A 16,729-nucleotide genomic window follows, 5' to 3' on the forward strand; every position below is an offset into this window, starting at 1 on the left:
GTCAGGCAATCTCAGCCTCGTCATTTTCCAAACGGACGGATACCAGCTTGGATACCCCGCCCTCTTCCATGGTAACGCCATACAAAACATCCGCTTCTTCCATCGTTCCTTTGCGGTGGGTCACGACGATAAACTGCGTTTGTTCGGAAAACTCCCTTAAGTATTGGGCAAACCGCACGACGTTAGCTTCGTCCAGCGCCGCTTCCACTTCATCCAGCACGCAAAACGGAACCGGTTTGACTTGCAGGATGGCGAATAACAGCGCCATCGCCGTAAGCGCCCGCTCGCCGCCGGAAAGCAGCTGCAGGTTTTGCAGTTTTTTGCCCGGAGGCTGGGCGACGATATCGATGCCCGTCTCCAGCAGATGATCCGGATCGAGCAGGACCAAATCAGCGCGCCCGCCGCCGAACAGCTTGACGAACACGGTGCCGAACTCGTGGCGGATGGCGTCAAAGGTCTGTTTGAACCGTTTGGACATTTCATCATCCATCTCCCGGATGACCTCGTACAGCGTTGTTTTGGCTTCAACCAGATCCTCTTTCTGTTCGCTGAGGAACTGGTAACGCTCGTTTACGCGCTGATACTCCTCGATAGCTCCGAGGTTGACGTCGCCCAGCGCGGTGATGCTGCGCTTCAGCTCGCGAACTTCGGCCTGTACGGCCGGAACGTCTTCGGGAATCGGATATCTCATCTTGGCGAGTTCATAACTCAATTCATAATCCTCGCTCAGTTTCTTGAGGATGTTCTCCAGTTCCACATCGAGCCGGTTCACGCCGATTTCCGTTTGCCGGAGCTGATCTTCCACCGCCTTGAGCTGCGTCCGCTGCTCTTTCGTTTCGCTTTCATCCTGCTCCAGCTTTTTCGAAAGCTGCGTGCGGGCAGCCCGTTTGAAATCAAGCTGCTCCGAAGCTTGCTCCTTCTTCAGCTTGTAGCGGTTAAGATCCTCGATCTGCTGGATCGATTCCTTGGCGTTGGTTTCCAGATCAGCTTCGATCGACGCCAGCAGCGTCTTGGATTGCCGCAGCTCTTTATCCTGAGAGTTAAAGTCGCTTTGCATGCGGCGCAGCTGATCTTCGAGCGAGAAACACTCCTGATCGAGCTTACCCTCCCGGACTTTAAGCTGCGTCAGCCGGGTTTGGAGCTCTTCTTTGGCCGATTCGCTTGCCTTGCGGGCAAACTCCGCGGCCTGAATCGCCTGATGCGTTGCTTTCTCTTCCTCCTCCAACTGAGCAAGCTTTTTCACAGCTTCATCCCGCGACTTTTGGAGTTCCCGGTTTTCTTCGTTAAATCCGTCTTTCTCTTGTCCCGCCATTTCAACCTGTTCAAGCACATGCTTCAGCTCATGATCCAGCTGCTTCAAATCCCCTGACAAGTTCTGTTCTTCGATGCGTTTCTCGTCGCCGGTATGGCGGAGCCCATCCAGTTTCTCCTGCGTCTCGGCAAGCTGATCTTTCACATCCTGGATGCTTTGGGCCAGCTTGCGCAATTGACTTTCCGTATCGGTTATTTCCTGGTCCAACTGGTCGAGCTGGCGTTTGCGGCCAAGCAGGTTGTTGTTTTTTTTATGCTGACTGCCCCCTGTCATCGATCCGCCCGCATTAACGACGTCGCCCTCCAGCGTAACGACCCGGTAACGGTATTGGCAGCGAGCAGCGATTTTATTCGCTACCTCCAGACTTTCCGCCAAAATGACGTTACCGAGCAGGCTGCCGATGATCGGAGCGTATTTGCCATCGTACTCGACCAAATCCGCCGCGATGCCGATAAAACCTTCCACGCCTTCCACCATGGAACGGTCGCCCGAGGAAATAAGGCGCGGACGGATGACATCCAGCGGCAGAAAGGTTGCCCTGCCAAGCTGTCGCTGCTTCAGAAAAGCAATCGCCTGGCGCGAAACGGCCTCGTTATCCATAACGATGTGCTGGAGCGATGCTCCAAGCGCGGTTTCTACAGCCAGCTCCAGCTTTTCCGGAACGCGCACCAAATCCGCAACCGCTCCATGTACGCCATGCAGAACCGATTTGCGCGCAGCTTTGAGCACTTCCTTGACGCCAAGTATAAAGCCGTCGAAATCATTGGCCATTTCCTTCATCGTATCACGGCGGGAAATAAGCGCCTCCCGCTTTTGTTCCCATTTGCGCAGCATCGTCTGGCTTTCATCCAGCAGCTTCTGCAGCGACTGGTACCGTTCGCTTTCGGTTATGTAGCTGCCCCGAAGCTCACGGATTTCCCGGCCCAGCTTTTCGATATTCGCATCCAGCTGCTGCTTCCGGCCCATAAGCTCTTCCTTTTTGGCTTCCCATTTGCCTGTTTCCTCATCGGCCCGGCTCATCCGGCGCGCCAGCGCTTCCTGCTGCTGATCGGCGTAACGGATTTCGTTCCGGGCTTGAGCCATCTGGTTCATCAGCTCGAGAAGTGACCCCTTAAGGTTTTCCTCCTGCTGCTGGCTGATGCCGTCCGTTACCCCAGCCAACTTGGACTCTTCGGCGGACAAATGATCGCGCAGCTGCTTCAACTCTTCCTGTGAAGCTTCAAGTTTCGTCTTCAGCAGTTCGATTTCGGCTTTTCTATCCTCAAAACGTTCATCGCCGGTGCTCAGCGCACCCAACAGCTGTTCACGGTTGGCTTCGAGGTTGCGTTTGCGTTCGCGCAGCACCTCCGCATAACCTTCGCTTTTCTCGTAGGCCTCGCTGTACTGCAGCAGCTCGCCCTGAAGCGTTTCGACCTCCGTCTCCAGCTTGCGCAAGGCCGCTCGGTCGCTCTCCAGCTTGGCGTCATGGGCCGACACCACGGTTGAAAGCTGAAGCTGCTCTTCCTGCAGCACCTTCAGCTTCGCGTTTGCCTCGCTCCATGCCGCATGAATTTGTTCAATCTGATAGACATAAAGCGAAATTTCCTTGTTTTTCAACTGCTCACGCAGCTGTTTATAATGGACTGCCTTTTCGGATTGTTCTTTGAGCGGCCCGATTTGATCTTCCAGTTCAGTAACCAGGTCATGGATGCGGAGCAGATTCTGCTCGGTTTCATCCAGCTTGCGGACCGCATCTTTTTTCCGCGATTTATATTTAACGATTCCGGACGCTTCCTCAAAAATGCCTCTCCGGTCCTCTGACCGCGTGCTTAAAATCTCCTCAATCCGGCCTTGTCCAATAATGGAGTAAGCCTCTTTGCCGATGCCGGTGTCCATAAAAAGCTCGGTAATGTCCTTAAGCCGGCAGGACTGCTTATTGATAAAATATTCACTATCTCCGCTCCGGTGTACCCGGCGCGTAACCGTAACCTCGTTAAAATCCAGAGACAGGGCATGGTCTTCATTATCCAGCGTCAGCGACACTTCGCCGAAATTGACGGCTTTACGCGCGTCGCTCCCCGCAAAAATAATGTCCTCCATTTTTCCTCCGCGCAGCGATTTGGCGCTTTGTTCTCCCAGAACCCAGCGGATGCCGTCAGAAATGTTGCTTTTGCCGCTGCCGTTTGGACCTACGACCGCTGTAATGCCGCGGACAAACTCCATTTCGGTTTTGTCGGCAAATGATTTAAAACCCGATAATTCAATCCGCTTCAAAAACATATATCCCAAATCACCTCTAAACGTTATAATACCATAACCCTGCGCCATATAGGAGAGATAGCCTTAGCAACGAAGAAAGAGCAAAAAGCAGTCTGAAGGCTTCTGCCGTTCATTGTGTTCGACTGCTCTTTGCTCTTTGTTTGTCCTTGACTTTCTACAGGGAGCCGTCAAATTTCAGCCAGTTTCAGCTGCTTCAGCGCAACTGCCGCAGCCTGCTGCTCGGCTTCTTTTTTGGAGCGGCCCGTTCCTCTTCCCACACGCTCATTCCCCATGTAAACCTCGGAGACAAACTCGCGCTCATGTGCCGGACCCCGTTCTTCCACAATCCGGTATTCCAGAACGCCCATATTATGATGTTGCGTCAATTCCTGCAGTTCTGTCTTGTAATCGCTCATCTGAAGATTATCCCCTGACTCGACTTGCGGAAAAACATAAGTTTGCAAAAACGAACGGGCTGCTTCCAGCCCCTGATCAAGATAAAGGGCACCGACAAACGATTCAAACACATCCGCAAGCAGAGCCGGGCGGGTACGCCCGCCGGTCAGCTCTTCCCCTTTGCCAAGCAGCACGTACTGCCCGAATCCCAAGCTCTCCGCAAACTTCACAAGCGACGGCTCGCATACAATGGCCGCGCGCAGCTTCGTCAGTTCACCTTCGGGACGGTTCGGAAACAGGTGATACAGATATTCGGAGACCGTCAGCTCCAGCACGGCATCGCCCAGAAATTCCAGACGTTCATTATCTTGCTGCTGGCTAAAGCGGTGTTCGTTGACATAAGAAGCGTGGGTAAAGGCCTGTTTCAGCAGCAGCCGATTGTGAAATTGGATATGAAGTTTCTGCTGTAACTGCTTCAGATCTCCACTCAACAAATCGTCCCCTTACTCATCGAATTTTTTAAGAATAATCGTGGCGTTATGGCCGCCAAAACCAAAAGAGTTGGACATCACGACATTAAGCTTGGCATCGCGCGCTTGATTCGGCACGTAGTCCAAGTCGCATTCCGGATCCGGGTTGTCCAAATTGATGGTAGGCGCAATCTTTTGATTCTGCAGCGACAATCCGCAAATAACCGCTTCAATGCCGCCGGCGGCTCCAAGAAGATGGCCCGTCATCGATTTAGTCGAGCTGACCGCTACCTTGGCGGCATGTTCTCCCAAAGCCCTCTTAATGGCGATCGTTTCGGAGCGGTCGCCTACAGGCGTCGAAGTTCCATGTGCGTTAATGTAGTCGACCTTTTCCGGCGCAAGTCCCGCATCACTCAAAGCCATCGTCATGCAGCGTGCCGGTCCGTCCGGATCCGGCTCGGTGATGTGATAAGCATCGCCGCTCAGGCCATAGCCGACTACTTCGGCAATAATATGCGCTCCGCGCTTCTGCGCATGCTCCAACGATTCAAGCACGAGGATGCCTGCTCCCTCGCCCATAACAAATCCGTCGCGTTCCGTATCAAACGGACGACTTGCCTTTTCGGGCTCGTCATTGCGGGTCGACATGGCGCGCAAAGCGCAGAAGCCCGCCATACCGGTCGGTCGAATGGTCGCTTCCGCCCCGCCGCAAATCATAACATCGGCAACGCCGCGCTGAATCAGCTTAAAGGAATCGCCGATAGCATGAGAACCTGTCGCGCAAGCGGTCACCGGCGTCGTGTTCGGTCCTTTAGCCCCGAGCATGATGGACAGTTGTCCAGAAGCCATATTGGCGATCATCATCGGGATAAAGAACGGGCTGACACGTTTAGGCCCTTTTTCAAGCAAAATGTTATGCTGATCTTCCCATGTTCCGAGCCCGCCGATCCCTGAACCGATCGACACCCCTACACGGTTGGCGTCCGCATCCTTTTCAATATCCAGGCCGCTATGTTCCAGGGCAGCTTTTCCGGCGGCAACGGCAAACTGGACGAAACGGTCCATTTTGCGCGCTTCCTTGCGGTCCATGAAGTCCTCCGGATTAAAGTCCTTGATCGAAGCCGCAATTTGGGTTGGGTAGTCGCTGACATCAAAGGATTCGATCCGGGAAACGCCGGATTTGCCAGCCATCAAGTTATTCCAAAACGTATCCAGGTCATGGCCGAGTGACGTCACAACGCCCATTCCGGTAATAACCACTCTATGACTCAAACACAATCACCTCTATATCGACTGCATGTCCCGTTCCTGACGGTTCAATGCAAATATATTCATCATTATGGTTTCACTTTCAAAATGAGGAGAAGTCCCGCCTGTAGAGCAGTACGGGACTTATCAAATGACTTAGGTATGAGATTGTATGTAATTTACAACTTCACCTACGGTCGTAATTTTCTCTGCGTCTTCATCAGAGATTTCCAGATCAAATTCGTCTTCCAATTCCATGACGAGTTCAACAACGTCGAGAGAATCAGCACCAAGATCATCTTTAAAAGATGCTTCCAGTGTTACCTCAGCTTCGTCAGCACCCAAACGATCCACGACGATGCGTTTTACACGCTCCAATACATCGGACATCCGGTTCACCTCCTCCTTGGTATTATACGAGAAAAGTTTTCAAATTGCCAGAGGCTGTGAAAACGGTTCTCTTGCGGTCATTACATGTACATGCCGCCGTCTACATGTAGGGTTTGTCCTGTCATATAGGATGCCCCTTCAGAAGCCAGGAAAACCACCACTTTGGCAATTTCCTCCGGCTGTCCGAGACGGGCGAGCGGAATATCCTGAATCATTTTATCTCGCAGATCCTCGGAAAGCTCGCGGGTCATGTCGGTATCGATAAAGCCCGGAGCCACGCAGTTGACCGTAATGCCGCGCGAAGCAAGCTCGCGCGCGGAAGATTTGGTCAAACCGATGACACCGGCTTTCGCCGCAACGTAATTGGCCTGGCCGGCATTGCCAAGTACGCCGACCACCGACGAAATATTAATGATGCGGCCGTAGCGCTGCTTCATCATCGGGCGGCTGACGGATTTGAGGCAATTAAATACGCCTTTAAGGTTCGTTTCTATCACTTGATCGAACTCTTCCTCTTTCATGCGCATAATCAAATTGTCTCTCGTAATCCCGGCGTTATTGACCAGAATGTCGATCCGGCCAAAGACGTTTGTTACCTCTTTAATCAGGTTTTCGGCTTGCTCCGTTTGACCTACATTCGCCTGAACGGCAAACGCCTGCACGCCAAGCTGTTTGATTTCTTCCACAACAGCCTGCGCGGCAGCCTCGCTGCCCGAGTAATTGACCGCAACGTTGGCCCCGGCTTCAGCCAGCGCCAGCGCGATGCTGCGGCCGATCCCCCGGGATGCGCCGGTGACAAGCGCCGCTTGTCCTTCAAGTGGTTTGGACATGCATGTTTCTCCTTTCTTCTTGGTATACACGGGGAGTCCGCTTTTGATAAGAAAACCAATCGAGGTCAACCCAAGGATGAGCGACCGCGATTCAGCGGTAGGTTTTCTTGCGATATAGAATTTCATCAGCGTAGATAGATAACTTATAAATTCTATATCTAACACGAAGTGAATCAGGAAGCAGGATCGACATCGAATCTTGAATTCAGCCGGGCCTTCCGGTGCTCACGTACCTAAACGTACGCTCCGCTCCTTTCGTCCCTAGCTTCATCCAACCTTCTCGGTGCTGAAAACCGGCCTTTTTGAACACGTACTTCAAATAGTCTTAAAAGTTTTCGGAAAGGCTCTCCAAAGATTGGATATTGATAAGTTTTACAGTCTTATCCATTTTCTTGATCAGGCCGGTTAAAACATTCCCCGGGCCGATCTCAACAAAGGTATCGACACCCTCTCCAAGAAGATAGGCAACCGTATCCTCCCACAAGACGGGAGAATACACCTGTTCCACCAGAAGCTTGCGGATATGCTCCGCGTTCTCCGCGGGGCGGGCAGTCACGTTAGCCACAACCGGAACCTCCGGTTCCTGGAAGGAAACCGCTTCAAGCTTGGCTGCAAGCTGCTGCGCAGCTCCTTTCATCAAGGATGAATGGAACGGGCCGCTGACTTCCAGCGGAATCGCCCGCTTGCCCCCGGCTTCCTTGATGCGTTCGCCTATGGCCGCAACGCCTTCTTTGGAACCGGACACTACGATTTGGCCCGGACAATTGATGTTGGCCATCTCAACAAGATGACCGCCTTCAGTGATGCTGCGGCAAAGCTCTTCGAGCGCGGCACGGTCAGCGCCGAGCACCGCCGCCATAGCGCCTTGACCGCCCGGAACGGCGGCTTCCATATATTCGCCGCGGGCGCGCACAATTTGAACCGCATCCTCGAAGCCAAGCACTCCGGATGCGACAAGCGCGCTGTATTCCCCTAAGCTGTGGCCTGCGACAAAATCGGGTGTTAACCCTTTTTCCCGCAAAGCCGCAAGAGCAGCGACGCTTGCCGTAAGCAAAGCCGGCTGCGTATTAAACGTCTTCTTCAATTCGCTGTCCGGTCCTTCGAACATAAGCCGGGACAGCGAAAACCCCAGCGCACGGTCCGCGCTGTCAATAACCTCCAGCGAGGCGGGAATTGCCTCGTAAAAATCTTTGCCCATGCCAACGGACTGGGCACCCTGCCCCGGAAATACAAATGCCGTTTTACCCATCATGCGGCCCCTCTCGTTACGATGCTTATGAAGTCGAAAAATAATTAGACGATTACCAGATCAATACGGATGCTCCCCAGGTCAAACCGCCGCCAAAACCAACCATCAGCACGCAGTCCCCTTCCTTCATCCGTCCTTGTTCAGCGGCTTCCGCCAGAGCCAGCGGGATCGAAGCCGCCGATGTATTTGCGTATTTGTCAACATTAATGACGCATTTGTCGGAAGAAAGGTCAAGCCGCTCCATCGCGGACTGAATGATCCGGATATTGGCCTGATGAGGCACGAACAGATCGATCTCCCCTTTGGTTTTGCCCGCTTTCTTCAAGACATCCTCCGTGGCGGTGTTCATGACGCGTACCGCGAATTTGAACACCTCGCGGCCGTTCATATAAATGTAATGTTTCTTCCCTTCAATGGTTTCCGAGGATGACGGCATACGCGAACCGCCCGCTTCCAGCTTCAGCAGGCTGCCCCCGGCGCCTTCCGCTCCCAGGTCGAAGGATAGGAATCCACGGCCTTCAGGCACTTCGCCGAGAATGGCAGCGCCAGCCCCGTCGCCAAACAGCACGCATGTATTGCGGTCCGTGTAATCCGTGATTCGGGATAGGCAGTCTGCGCCGATGACCAGCGCATTATTGTACATGCCCGTGCTGATAAAGTTGCGCGCGGTCGCCAGCCCGTAGACAAAACCGGAACAGGCTGCGGACAAGTCGAATGCAGCCGCTTGTTTCGCGCCCAACTTATCCTGCAAAATGCAAGCTGTCGATGGAAAAAACGTATCCGGCGTCACGGTGGCAACGATAATGAGGTCAAGCTGATCGGCCGTCATGCCCGCAGACGCCAGCGCCTTCAGCGCCGCTTCGTAACACAGATCGGATGTCGCCTGGTCCGGCGCAGCGATATGGCGCTCGCGTATCCCGGTCCGGGATACGATCCATTCATCGTTGGTCTCCACCATTTTCTCAAGATCGGCATTGGTCAAAATCTTCTCCGGCACATATTTCCCTGTACCGATGATCCCTACTGGCCGCAATTTACTCATATCGTCACTCTCTTCCGCTAATTTCATTTGAAATGCTTTCAACCAATTGATTCTGAAGGGCAATCCTCGCTTGGCGCACAGAATTCTTAATCGCATTTCCATCCGCCGAGCCATGGCTCTTGACGATCAGGCCGCTGAGGCCAAGCAAAGGCGCGCCGCCATGCTCCTTGTAATCCAGTTTGTCCTTGAGACCGCGAAGCTGAGGCATCAACATTGCCGCCCCCAGCTTGCTTCTGAGGTTCTGGCTGAACTGCTCCTTCAGCAGTTTGAACATCGCTCCGGCCGTACCTTCGATAGCCTTAAGCAGAATGTTGCCGGCAAAACCGTCGCAAACCAGCACATCGCAGGTTCCGTACATGATATCGCGCGCTTCCACATTGCCTACGAAATGGATGGGCATTTGCTCGAGCAGCGGGAAAGCATGCTTCGTGAGCTCATTCCCTTTGCCGGGTTCGGTGCCGACATTCAGCAGGCCTACGCGCGGCCGCTCTATTCCCATCACCTTTTGCCGGTAGAGGCTGCCCATCAGCGCGTATTGCGCAAGATGTTCAGGTTTTGCATCCATGTTGGCGCCCAGATCAAGCGCCAGCACGCCGGCGCCGTCAAGCGTCGGGATCATCGGGGCAAGAGCCGGCCGTTCAATGCCTTTCATCCGCCCGACAACCAGAAGTCCCGTCGTCATCATAGCGCCGGTATTGCCGGCCGAAATCATGGCATCGACCTCGTTGTCTTTCAGCATGCGTCCGGCCACCACCATGGAAGCGTCTTTTTTGCGCCGCACCGCCTTCACAGGCTCATCCTCCGGTTCAATGACATCTCCCGCATGATGGACGCTTATATTGGAAGGAACCGCACCGCCGTTTTTTTGCAAAAGCGGTCGAAGCTTGGATTCATCCCCAACCAATATGATTTGCGTATCCCGCCATTCGGCGGCTGCAGCCAGAGCACCTTCGACATTGCATTCAGGAGCGTTGTCGCCGCCCATGGCGTCGATGGCGATCCGCATACTACATTCCCCCTTCAATATGTTCTTCCCCTGTTGACCGGTAAATGACGAAATTGCCTTGAAAAACCATTTCCTCGCCCACGTAGGTAAAAACCTCTACCTTCGCTTTTCCTTTATGTCCGCTCATCGATCTGACATATGCTTTGGCAATGCATTTTTCAGCCAGATGGACCTGGCGCAAAAAGCGGATATCCGCCGAAGCCGTCAGCGCGATTTCGTCATTGATTAGGGCAACCGCAAGCGAGTTGGCTTGGGCAAAGACATAATGCCCCCGTGCGATATGCGTACGCGAAAATACATGTTCTTCCCTGATTTCAAAAATGGAGATGCCGCTCTTGTCCAACTGCAGATCCACGACCTCGCCGACAACCTCGTCGAGCGGGAGCGAACGCACCTGATCGTACGAATGCTCGGCCATTTGCTTCATCCGTTCCCTCAGTTCCGGTATGCCAAGTTCCATGCGGTCAAGGCGGATCGTCTGAATGCTGACTTTCAGTTCCCGGGTCAACTCGCGGTCCGTCACAAACGGATTTTCTTCAATAATTTTTAAAAGCTGCTGATGTCGCTGTTTCTTGGGCAACCGTTCGATCAGAGGCACCTCCCATACTTTAATGTATTGTTCCTGTTATTTCGGGGCGATTATAGAAATAAAGCGTATGCTTTTCATTATTATTCCGAATCATTTTAGAACCTGGTACTAAAATAGTATATAGCATGGCAAGACAAAAAGGAAGAGCAGACAAAAAAATAGCACCTCACCAAAGATGAAGTACTACTTGATTTCTTACATTATTGCGAAATGATTTCTCTCGATTTATACGTTCCGCACACTTTGCATACGTGGTGAGCAAGCTTCAATTCTCCGCATTGTTCACATTTCACCATACCTGGCACTGCCAGTTTAAAGTGAGTACGACGTTTGTCGCGACGTGTTTTGGACGTTCTCCGTTGAGGTACTGCCATGTTCCCACCTCCTTATTTCAATCAACCGAAGGCTCTAAGCCTCAGGTAACAATCTTGCATGCTCATTTGAAAAAATCTTTCAGCGCCGCAAGTCGTGGATCAACCACTTCCGTATCGCAGCTGCAGTTTCCTTCATTCAAGTCCGTACCGCAGTTCGGGCAGAGCCCCTTGCAATCTTCCTTGCATACGGCGGTAAGCGGAATATGAAGAACGAATGATTCCTCCACATACGGAACAAGATCCACATCCTCTTCATTCACGTAAATGATGTCGTCATCCTCATCCTGAATTTCTTCAGAAGCCTTCACAAGCTTGAACTGCTCATGAAATGGAATGTTTAGGTGCTGATGCACAGGTTTCAAGCAACGGGAGCATGCCATATCCAGCTCTATGGAAAGCTTTCCTTGAACATCTACCGTATCCTGGCCCACATAAGTCGCCTTCAGTTCCGCCAGAAGCGGCTGAGGAACCTTGATATCGCCAAGCCCTTGAACCAAACGGCTTACATCCACTTGCTGACGGAGCTGCAGCGGCTCGCTGCCGGCTGCCATTTTTCTAAATTGAAAGTGCATAAACATCACTCCAAACAAACAAAAATTATTATACCGATTTCCGGCAAGCTTTGTCAATAGTTAGACCTTTACTTTGCTATTTGGAACAGCAAAAATGGGAGGCCCCGGTCCCGTTTCGATACCATTGCGCTAGGCGGCTCATTTCTTATATATTTGACTTTAAGCGCGCGTTCAAGAAAGTCGGTTTTCAGCACCGTGAGCAAAAGCGTACTTTTTGAACAACCTCTTTAAAGAATCAACAAACGGATGGAGTTGAGCGTTTCATGTCTGCCGTCGGATTGATCGTCGAATATAACCCTTTACATAACGGCCATGTCCATCACTTTGCCAAAGCCAAAGAAATTTCGGGAGCAGAGCATACCGTAGCGATCCTAAGCGGTCCCTTTCTTCAGCGGGGCGAACCCGGAATCGTGAGCAAATTCGCCAGGGCCGAAATGGCTCTGGCCATGGGAGCGGACCTGGTCATCGAGCTGCCTGTCGCTTACGCCGTCCAGCCTGCGGAGTGGTTCGCCTTCGGCGCCGCCGCCCTTCTGGATGCTACCGGCGTGGTGGACAGCCTTTGCTTCGGAACGGAAAGCGGTACGCTGGACCTGCTGCTTCCCCTCTCCCGAATCCTTGCGGATGAAAGTGCGGAGCTGCAGAAGAGAATCGGTTTTCACCTGAACGAAGGCATGAATTACCCTGCAGCGTACAGCAGAGCGGCCGCTGCCGCGGCTGGATTTGCAGGCATGGAACAAGAAATACTGGACGTGCTGCAGCAGCCCAACCATACCCTCGGCCTTCATTACCTGATCGCCCTGAAACGGCTCGGCAGCAGGGTCCGCCCTCTTACCATTCCCCGAATCCATGCCGGGTATCATGACGAAATGCCAGCCCACGCCAAAATCGCCAGCGCAACGGCGGTCCGCAAGCTGCTGCTCGAGCAGGATTTAAGCGCGGCCGCGCCGTATTTGCCGGAATTCACCCTGGGCATTATCGACCGCGAATTTCGGGAAGGACGAGGGCCTATTACCTGGGGCTCCTTCCGCGGGCCGCTGCTGAATCTGCTTCTTACCAGCTCCCCGCGGGATCTGGCAGCCTTCCACGAAGTAACCGAAGGGCTCGAATACCGTCTGCGGCGCGTCCTGCCTGGTTTAGGAAAACCGGAGGTGGCTGAGCTGCTGCAGGCGCTCAAAACCAAACGCTACACGCATACGAAACTGCAGCGGATGCTAACCCATATTTTGCTGCGGCATACAAAGGAGGAGATGTCGGCGCCAGCCCTTGCCGCAGGCCCGGGATATCTGCGCGTGCTCGGATTCAGCAGCGGCGGCCGGGAGCTGTTGAAGAAGATGAAAAAAACGGCTTCCTTGCCGGTTATCGTTAAGCCGTCTTCGTTCGAGCACCCTCAGCTGGAACTCGATCTTCAAGCGTCTGCCGCATATGCCAATGCTTTCCCGAATCCGGAAACACGTCATATGTTCAGGGATTACCTGGAAGCCCCCATCCGCTTTTCGCGTTAAGATTTGGGCTGCAGGCCATTCATGTAGTTGATGGCGTCCTCCAGCGTATTTACGGGTATGAGCTTCATTTGCGCATGTATTTTGTCCGCTTTGGCTTTGGCATCCGCATAGTTATCCTTCGGAACAAAAAAGATCTCCGCATGCTTCCGGTCGGCGGCTACGATTTTATGCTGAACTCCGCCGATCGGACCCACATTCCCTTCCTTATCGATCGTTCCCGTGCCCGCAACCTGATAACCTTTTGTCAAATCCCCTGGAGTCAATTGATTATAGATTTCCATTGTAAACATAAGTCCCGCCGATGGACCTCCGACGCGGGTATTTTGGAACTTCACCTGCAATCCCGGATCCTTCGGCTCCACTTTTTGCATCGTCGCAATCGTCACGCCAAGCCCCGGGCGCGTCTTATTCGTATCCTTGTCCTTGATTTCGATCAGGTTTACCTTCTCTTCAATCTCCGTGCCGTCTCTGACCAGCTTCACGGTCACCTGATCTCCCACCTTTTTCGTTTTCAGAAAACTGCTCAGGCTTTCGTTATTTTTCATTGGATGTCCATCCACTTCGGAAAGACGGTCGCCGGGCTTGAAGTTTTTCCGGGCCTCATCGCCCTTCGGCGCAGAAAAAATAAATAAATACTCGGGTACGATGCTGTATGGTACATGCGCTTCATGATATGCGGCTTCGACCGCCGAGGACTGGGAATCGCTCATCAGGTATACCTGCTCTGCCGCATATTCATCTTCGCTTTTGTTTCCGAGTCTCGCCTGCTTCTGATCGATCTCCGCATTCGGATTAAAGGCCGAAACGACGAGCATGACAAGGTTCGCATAACTCGCGGATACTGTTGTCATCATAAAAGTCCCTTTTTCCTCACGATCCCCTTTTTCCACCGAAAGCATCGGTTTTACCTCATCCGCGCTTCCCGGCTGGTAAATGATGTAAGGCGTCGGCATATAAACCGTGACATATACCAACAGGGCTACCATGAAAATATAGAGAATCAGGCGGGCGGCTCCCCGGTTTTTCATTGTCTGCATCTTATTCCCTTCTCTCATTGCTATCCTGCTCCCTGGTCTTATGGTTGTCTTCCCCGCATAGATTGGGTACTAGCTATGTTTACACAGAAGAGGTGAAAATCATGAAAAAAAAAGCCCCTCTCCGCTTCACGCCTGCTGCCGCTACGCTATTCATGGGTGCGGGCGCGCTTTCGCTGGTGGCTGCAGTCGTCAGTTCCCCCGCTCCGGCCTTTCAGGCTTCCCTGCAGGGGCTGCGGCTGTGGTGGCAGATTGTATTTCCTGCGCTGCTGCCTTTTCTTGTCCTATCTGAAATGCTGATCGCTTACGGTTGGATACATGCTCTCGGAACATGGCTTGAACCGCTCATGAACCGGCTGTTCAAGCTGCCCGGAATCGGCGGCTGGGTGCTGGCGATGGGAATGACAACCGGCTTTCCCGGCGGCGCCCAAGCAGCCCGCCAATTGAACGAGCAAGGGGCTTTGAGTGCAGAGGAAGCCAGCAAGCTGGCCGCCCTCTCCCATTTTTGCAATCCGATGCTGATCCTGATCGTGATCGCAACCGGACTAATGCATGATCCGGCGACGGGATACATCCTGCTTGCCGTGCATTGGATTACCGGATTATCCGCTTTTCTGCTGCTCGGAGAGGCCAAGTCAGCATCCAAAGGCGGCTCCGGGCGTAATCTCCCGGTTAAGAAACCCTTAAACCAGGAGAAAGGTTCCTTTGTCTACCGTTCCCTGCAGTCCGCCAAACGCGCCCATGCCATGGACGGCCGCAGCTTTGGCAGATTGCTCGGGGATTCGGTTACAAATGCCGTACAAACCTTGATGATGGTTGGCGGATATATCATCATATTCGCGGTCGTCATTCAAATCGTAAGCCGGATTGTGTCCGGTTTCTTTCCCTCATATTGGCTGTCGGGACTGTTCGAAATCCATCTCGGAGCCAAGGATGCAGCTGCCGCAGGATTCGCTTCGGACAGAATGCAGTGGTCCGTCATTTCGGCACTGCTCGGTTTCAGCGGAATCAGCGCCATACTGCAATCGATGTCGGCTTTAAAAAAAGCGAACATCCGCCGGCTCCGCTTCGTCCTCATCCGACTTCTCCACGGAGCTCTCGCCTTCGCGGCGACCTGGATCATATGGCCGTTATGTTATCTTCTTCCAGAAAATACAAGCCAGGTTTTCAGCAGCCGTGGAGATCTGCCGGCCGATGCAAGCGGCTGGTTCAGCTTATGGCAGGCCGTACCGCAGCTGCTGCGTTGGCAGGGAGCGGTACTGGCCGCCATGCTCGTCTGCTCCCTGCTGCTTATGCTGCTGCAGATTCGGCGCAAGCATTCACGTTAACCTTTATATTTCAAACGGATCGCTTTTTCCACTTCGGGCGGGACCAGATCTTTTACATCCCCCTCATAAGCGGCAATTTCCTTGACGATACTCGAACTTAAATAAGAATACTTAGGATTTGTCATCATAAAGACCGTTTCGGCATCCGGATTCAGCTTGTGGTTGGTGGATGCGATTTGCAGTTCATATTCAAAATCCGTCACGGAACGCACCCCGCGTACGATCGCCTGCGCATTCCGGATCCGTACATAATTCGCGGTTAAATCCTGGAAGCTGTCCACTTCCACATTCGGAAGATGGGAAGTCACCTGACGGATCAATTCCATCCGCTCTTCAATCGTAAATAGCGGCTGCTTGCTCCGGTTGATCAGCACGGCCACGATTAAAACATCAAACTGCCTGGCCGCACGCTGGATGATGTCCAAATGCCCCATCGTAACCGGATCAAAGCTCCCTGGATAAACAGCCACGCGCTTATTCGTTGTCATCATGTTCCCCTTCCCCCGCGGCTTTGTCTTCGGACAAGGCCGCTTCCGTTTTATTATATTTGTAGATAGACACCGTCGTCTCTCCGTAAACGGCATGGCGAACGCAAGAAAACGGACCAAAAGCGTCCGGATAGTCATGTCCTGATTCATGCTCAAGAACGATGGTCGCATCATCTTCCAGCATGTTTTTTTCATGCATCATTTCCATCAGCTTGTCCCCGTTTTTCATGCGGTACGGCGGATCGAGGAAGACCACGCCAAAAGATACGCCGCGTTTCTCCAGCGCCTTTAAGGCACGCTCCGCTTCATTGCGGTAAACTTCCGCCTGACCTTCGAGCTTGGTTGCCTTCAGATTCGCACGGACGGTTTCAATGCTTTTCGGATCCTTATCGATAAAAAATGCCTTGTCCATGCCTCTGCTTAATGCTTCAATCGCCAGACCGCCTGTGCCGGCAAACAAATCAAGGGCGTTTCCCCCGTCAAAAAACGGGCCGATCATGCTGAAGATCGCTTCCTTCACTTTATCTGTCGTCGGCCTGGTGCCCATACCCGGAACCGCTTTAAGCGGCCTTCCTTTGGCGCTGCCCGATACTACTCTCATGCTGCTCACCCATTTCATCCCATAAATCGATTTATTTTTGTTCAAAACCGGAAATTTTTA

General features: G+C 52.9%; 16 protein-coding genes. 2 read left to right on the forward strand and 14 right to left on the reverse strand.

Annotation, left to right across the window (positions count from 1 at the left end; all coding sequences use genetic code 11):
* Position 1: 1 nt before the first annotated feature.
* From smc to L6442_RS22750, 11 genes are all read right to left on the reverse strand, one after another.
* On the reverse strand, positions 2–3,571 hold the full coding sequence (gene smc, locus L6442_RS22700) for a chromosome segregation protein SMC (RefSeq protein WP_212978794.1): 3,570 nt from the start codon (positions 3,569–3,571) through the stop codon (positions 2–4).
* Positions 3,572–3,738: 167 nt separating this feature from the next.
* Positions 3,739–4,437 carry a ribonuclease III gene (gene rnc / locus L6442_RS22705; protein ID WP_194231058.1) on the reverse strand — a complete coding sequence of 233 codons (699 nt, stop codon included), beginning with the start codon at positions 4,435–4,437 and terminating at the stop codon, positions 3,739–3,741.
* Positions 4,438–4,449: 12 nt separating this feature from the next.
* Positions 4,450–5,688, reverse strand: coding sequence for a beta-ketoacyl-ACP synthase II (gene fabF / locus L6442_RS22710; protein ID WP_212978795.1), 1,239 nt, complete (start codon positions 5,686–5,688; stop codon positions 4,450–4,452).
* Positions 5,689–5,820: 132 nt separating this feature from the next.
* Positions 5,821–6,054: an acyl carrier protein gene (gene acpP, locus L6442_RS22715; RefSeq protein WP_019638123.1), complete on the reverse strand. Its 234-nt coding sequence runs from the start codon at positions 6,052–6,054 to the stop codon at positions 5,821–5,823.
* 80 nt (positions 6,055–6,134) lie between these two features.
* Positions 6,135–6,884, reverse strand: coding sequence for a 3-oxoacyl-[acyl-carrier-protein] reductase (gene fabG, locus L6442_RS22720; protein WP_194231060.1), 750 nt, complete (start codon positions 6,882–6,884; stop codon positions 6,135–6,137).
* A gap of 325 nt (positions 6,885–7,209) precedes the next feature.
* Positions 7,210–8,133, reverse strand: coding sequence for an ACP S-malonyltransferase (gene fabD, locus L6442_RS22725; protein WP_212978863.1), 924 nt, complete (start codon positions 8,131–8,133; stop codon positions 7,210–7,212).
* Between the two features lie 52 nt (positions 8,134–8,185).
* A complete protein-coding gene (locus L6442_RS22730) occupies positions 8,186–9,175 on the reverse strand; it encodes a beta-ketoacyl-ACP synthase III (protein WP_212978796.1) in 990 nt (329 codons plus the stop codon).
* A gap of 4 nt (positions 9,176–9,179) precedes the next feature.
* Positions 9,180–10,181 (reverse strand): phosphate acyltransferase PlsX, encoded by a 1,002-nt coding sequence (gene plsX / locus L6442_RS22735; protein WP_212978797.1) that lies wholly within the window; start codon positions 10,179–10,181, stop codon positions 9,180–9,182.
* A gap of 1 nt (position 10,182) precedes the next feature.
* On the reverse strand, positions 10,183–10,761 hold the full coding sequence (gene fapR, locus L6442_RS22740; protein ID WP_212978798.1) for a transcription factor FapR: 579 nt from the start codon (positions 10,759–10,761) through the stop codon (positions 10,183–10,185).
* 209 nt (positions 10,762–10,970) lie between these two features.
* Positions 10,971–11,144 (reverse strand): 50S ribosomal protein L32, encoded by a 174-nt coding sequence (gene rpmF / locus L6442_RS22745; protein ID WP_036645943.1) that lies wholly within the window; start codon positions 11,142–11,144, stop codon positions 10,971–10,973.
* A gap of 62 nt (positions 11,145–11,206) precedes the next feature.
* Positions 11,207–11,716 carry a YceD family protein gene (locus tag L6442_RS22750; RefSeq protein WP_212978799.1) on the reverse strand — a complete coding sequence of 170 codons (510 nt, stop codon included), beginning with the start codon at positions 11,714–11,716 and terminating at the stop codon, positions 11,207–11,209.
* A gap of 263 nt (positions 11,717–11,979) precedes the next feature.
* On the opposite strand from L6442_RS22750, the gene L6442_RS22755 reads away from it, so the two are divergent.
* Positions 11,980–13,218 carry a nucleotidyltransferase gene (locus tag L6442_RS22755; RefSeq protein ID WP_212978800.1) on the forward strand — a complete coding sequence of 413 codons (1,239 nt, stop codon included), beginning with the start codon at positions 11,980–11,982 and terminating at the stop codon, positions 13,216–13,218.
* Here L6442_RS22755 and L6442_RS22760 read toward each other — a convergent pair.
* A complete protein-coding gene (locus tag L6442_RS22760) occupies positions 13,215–14,255 on the reverse strand; it encodes a SepM family pheromone-processing serine protease (protein WP_212978801.1) in 1,041 nt (346 codons plus the stop codon). The two genes, L6442_RS22755 and L6442_RS22760, sit on opposite strands and share 4 nt — an antisense overlap.
* A gap of 101 nt (positions 14,256–14,356) precedes the next feature.
* Between L6442_RS22760 and L6442_RS22765 the strand changes: the two genes are divergently transcribed.
* Positions 14,357–15,580, forward strand: coding sequence for a nucleoside recognition domain-containing protein (locus tag L6442_RS22765; protein WP_212978802.1), 1,224 nt, complete (start codon positions 14,357–14,359; stop codon positions 15,578–15,580).
* Here the strand turns inward: L6442_RS22765 and coaD are convergent.
* Both coaD and rsmD read right to left on the reverse strand, forming a co-directional pair.
* A complete protein-coding gene (coaD, locus tag L6442_RS22770) occupies positions 15,577–16,068 on the reverse strand; it encodes a pantetheine-phosphate adenylyltransferase (RefSeq protein WP_212978864.1) in 492 nt (163 codons plus the stop codon). The genes L6442_RS22765 and coaD overlap by 4 nt on opposite strands.
* Positions 16,055–16,669 carry a 16S rRNA (guanine(966)-N(2))-methyltransferase RsmD gene (rsmD, locus tag L6442_RS22775; protein ID WP_212978803.1) on the reverse strand — a complete coding sequence of 205 codons (615 nt, stop codon included), beginning with the start codon at positions 16,667–16,669 and terminating at the stop codon, positions 16,055–16,057. Before rsmD ends, coaD begins: the two co-directional genes overlap by 14 nt.
* Between the last annotated feature and the right edge of the window lie 60 nt (positions 16,670–16,729).

The sequence above is a fragment of the Paenibacillus azoreducens genome (genome assembly GCF_021654775.1).
GTDB classification, from domain to species: Bacteria; Bacillota; Bacilli; order Paenibacillales; family Paenibacillaceae; genus Paenibacillus_AQ; species Paenibacillus_AQ azoreducens.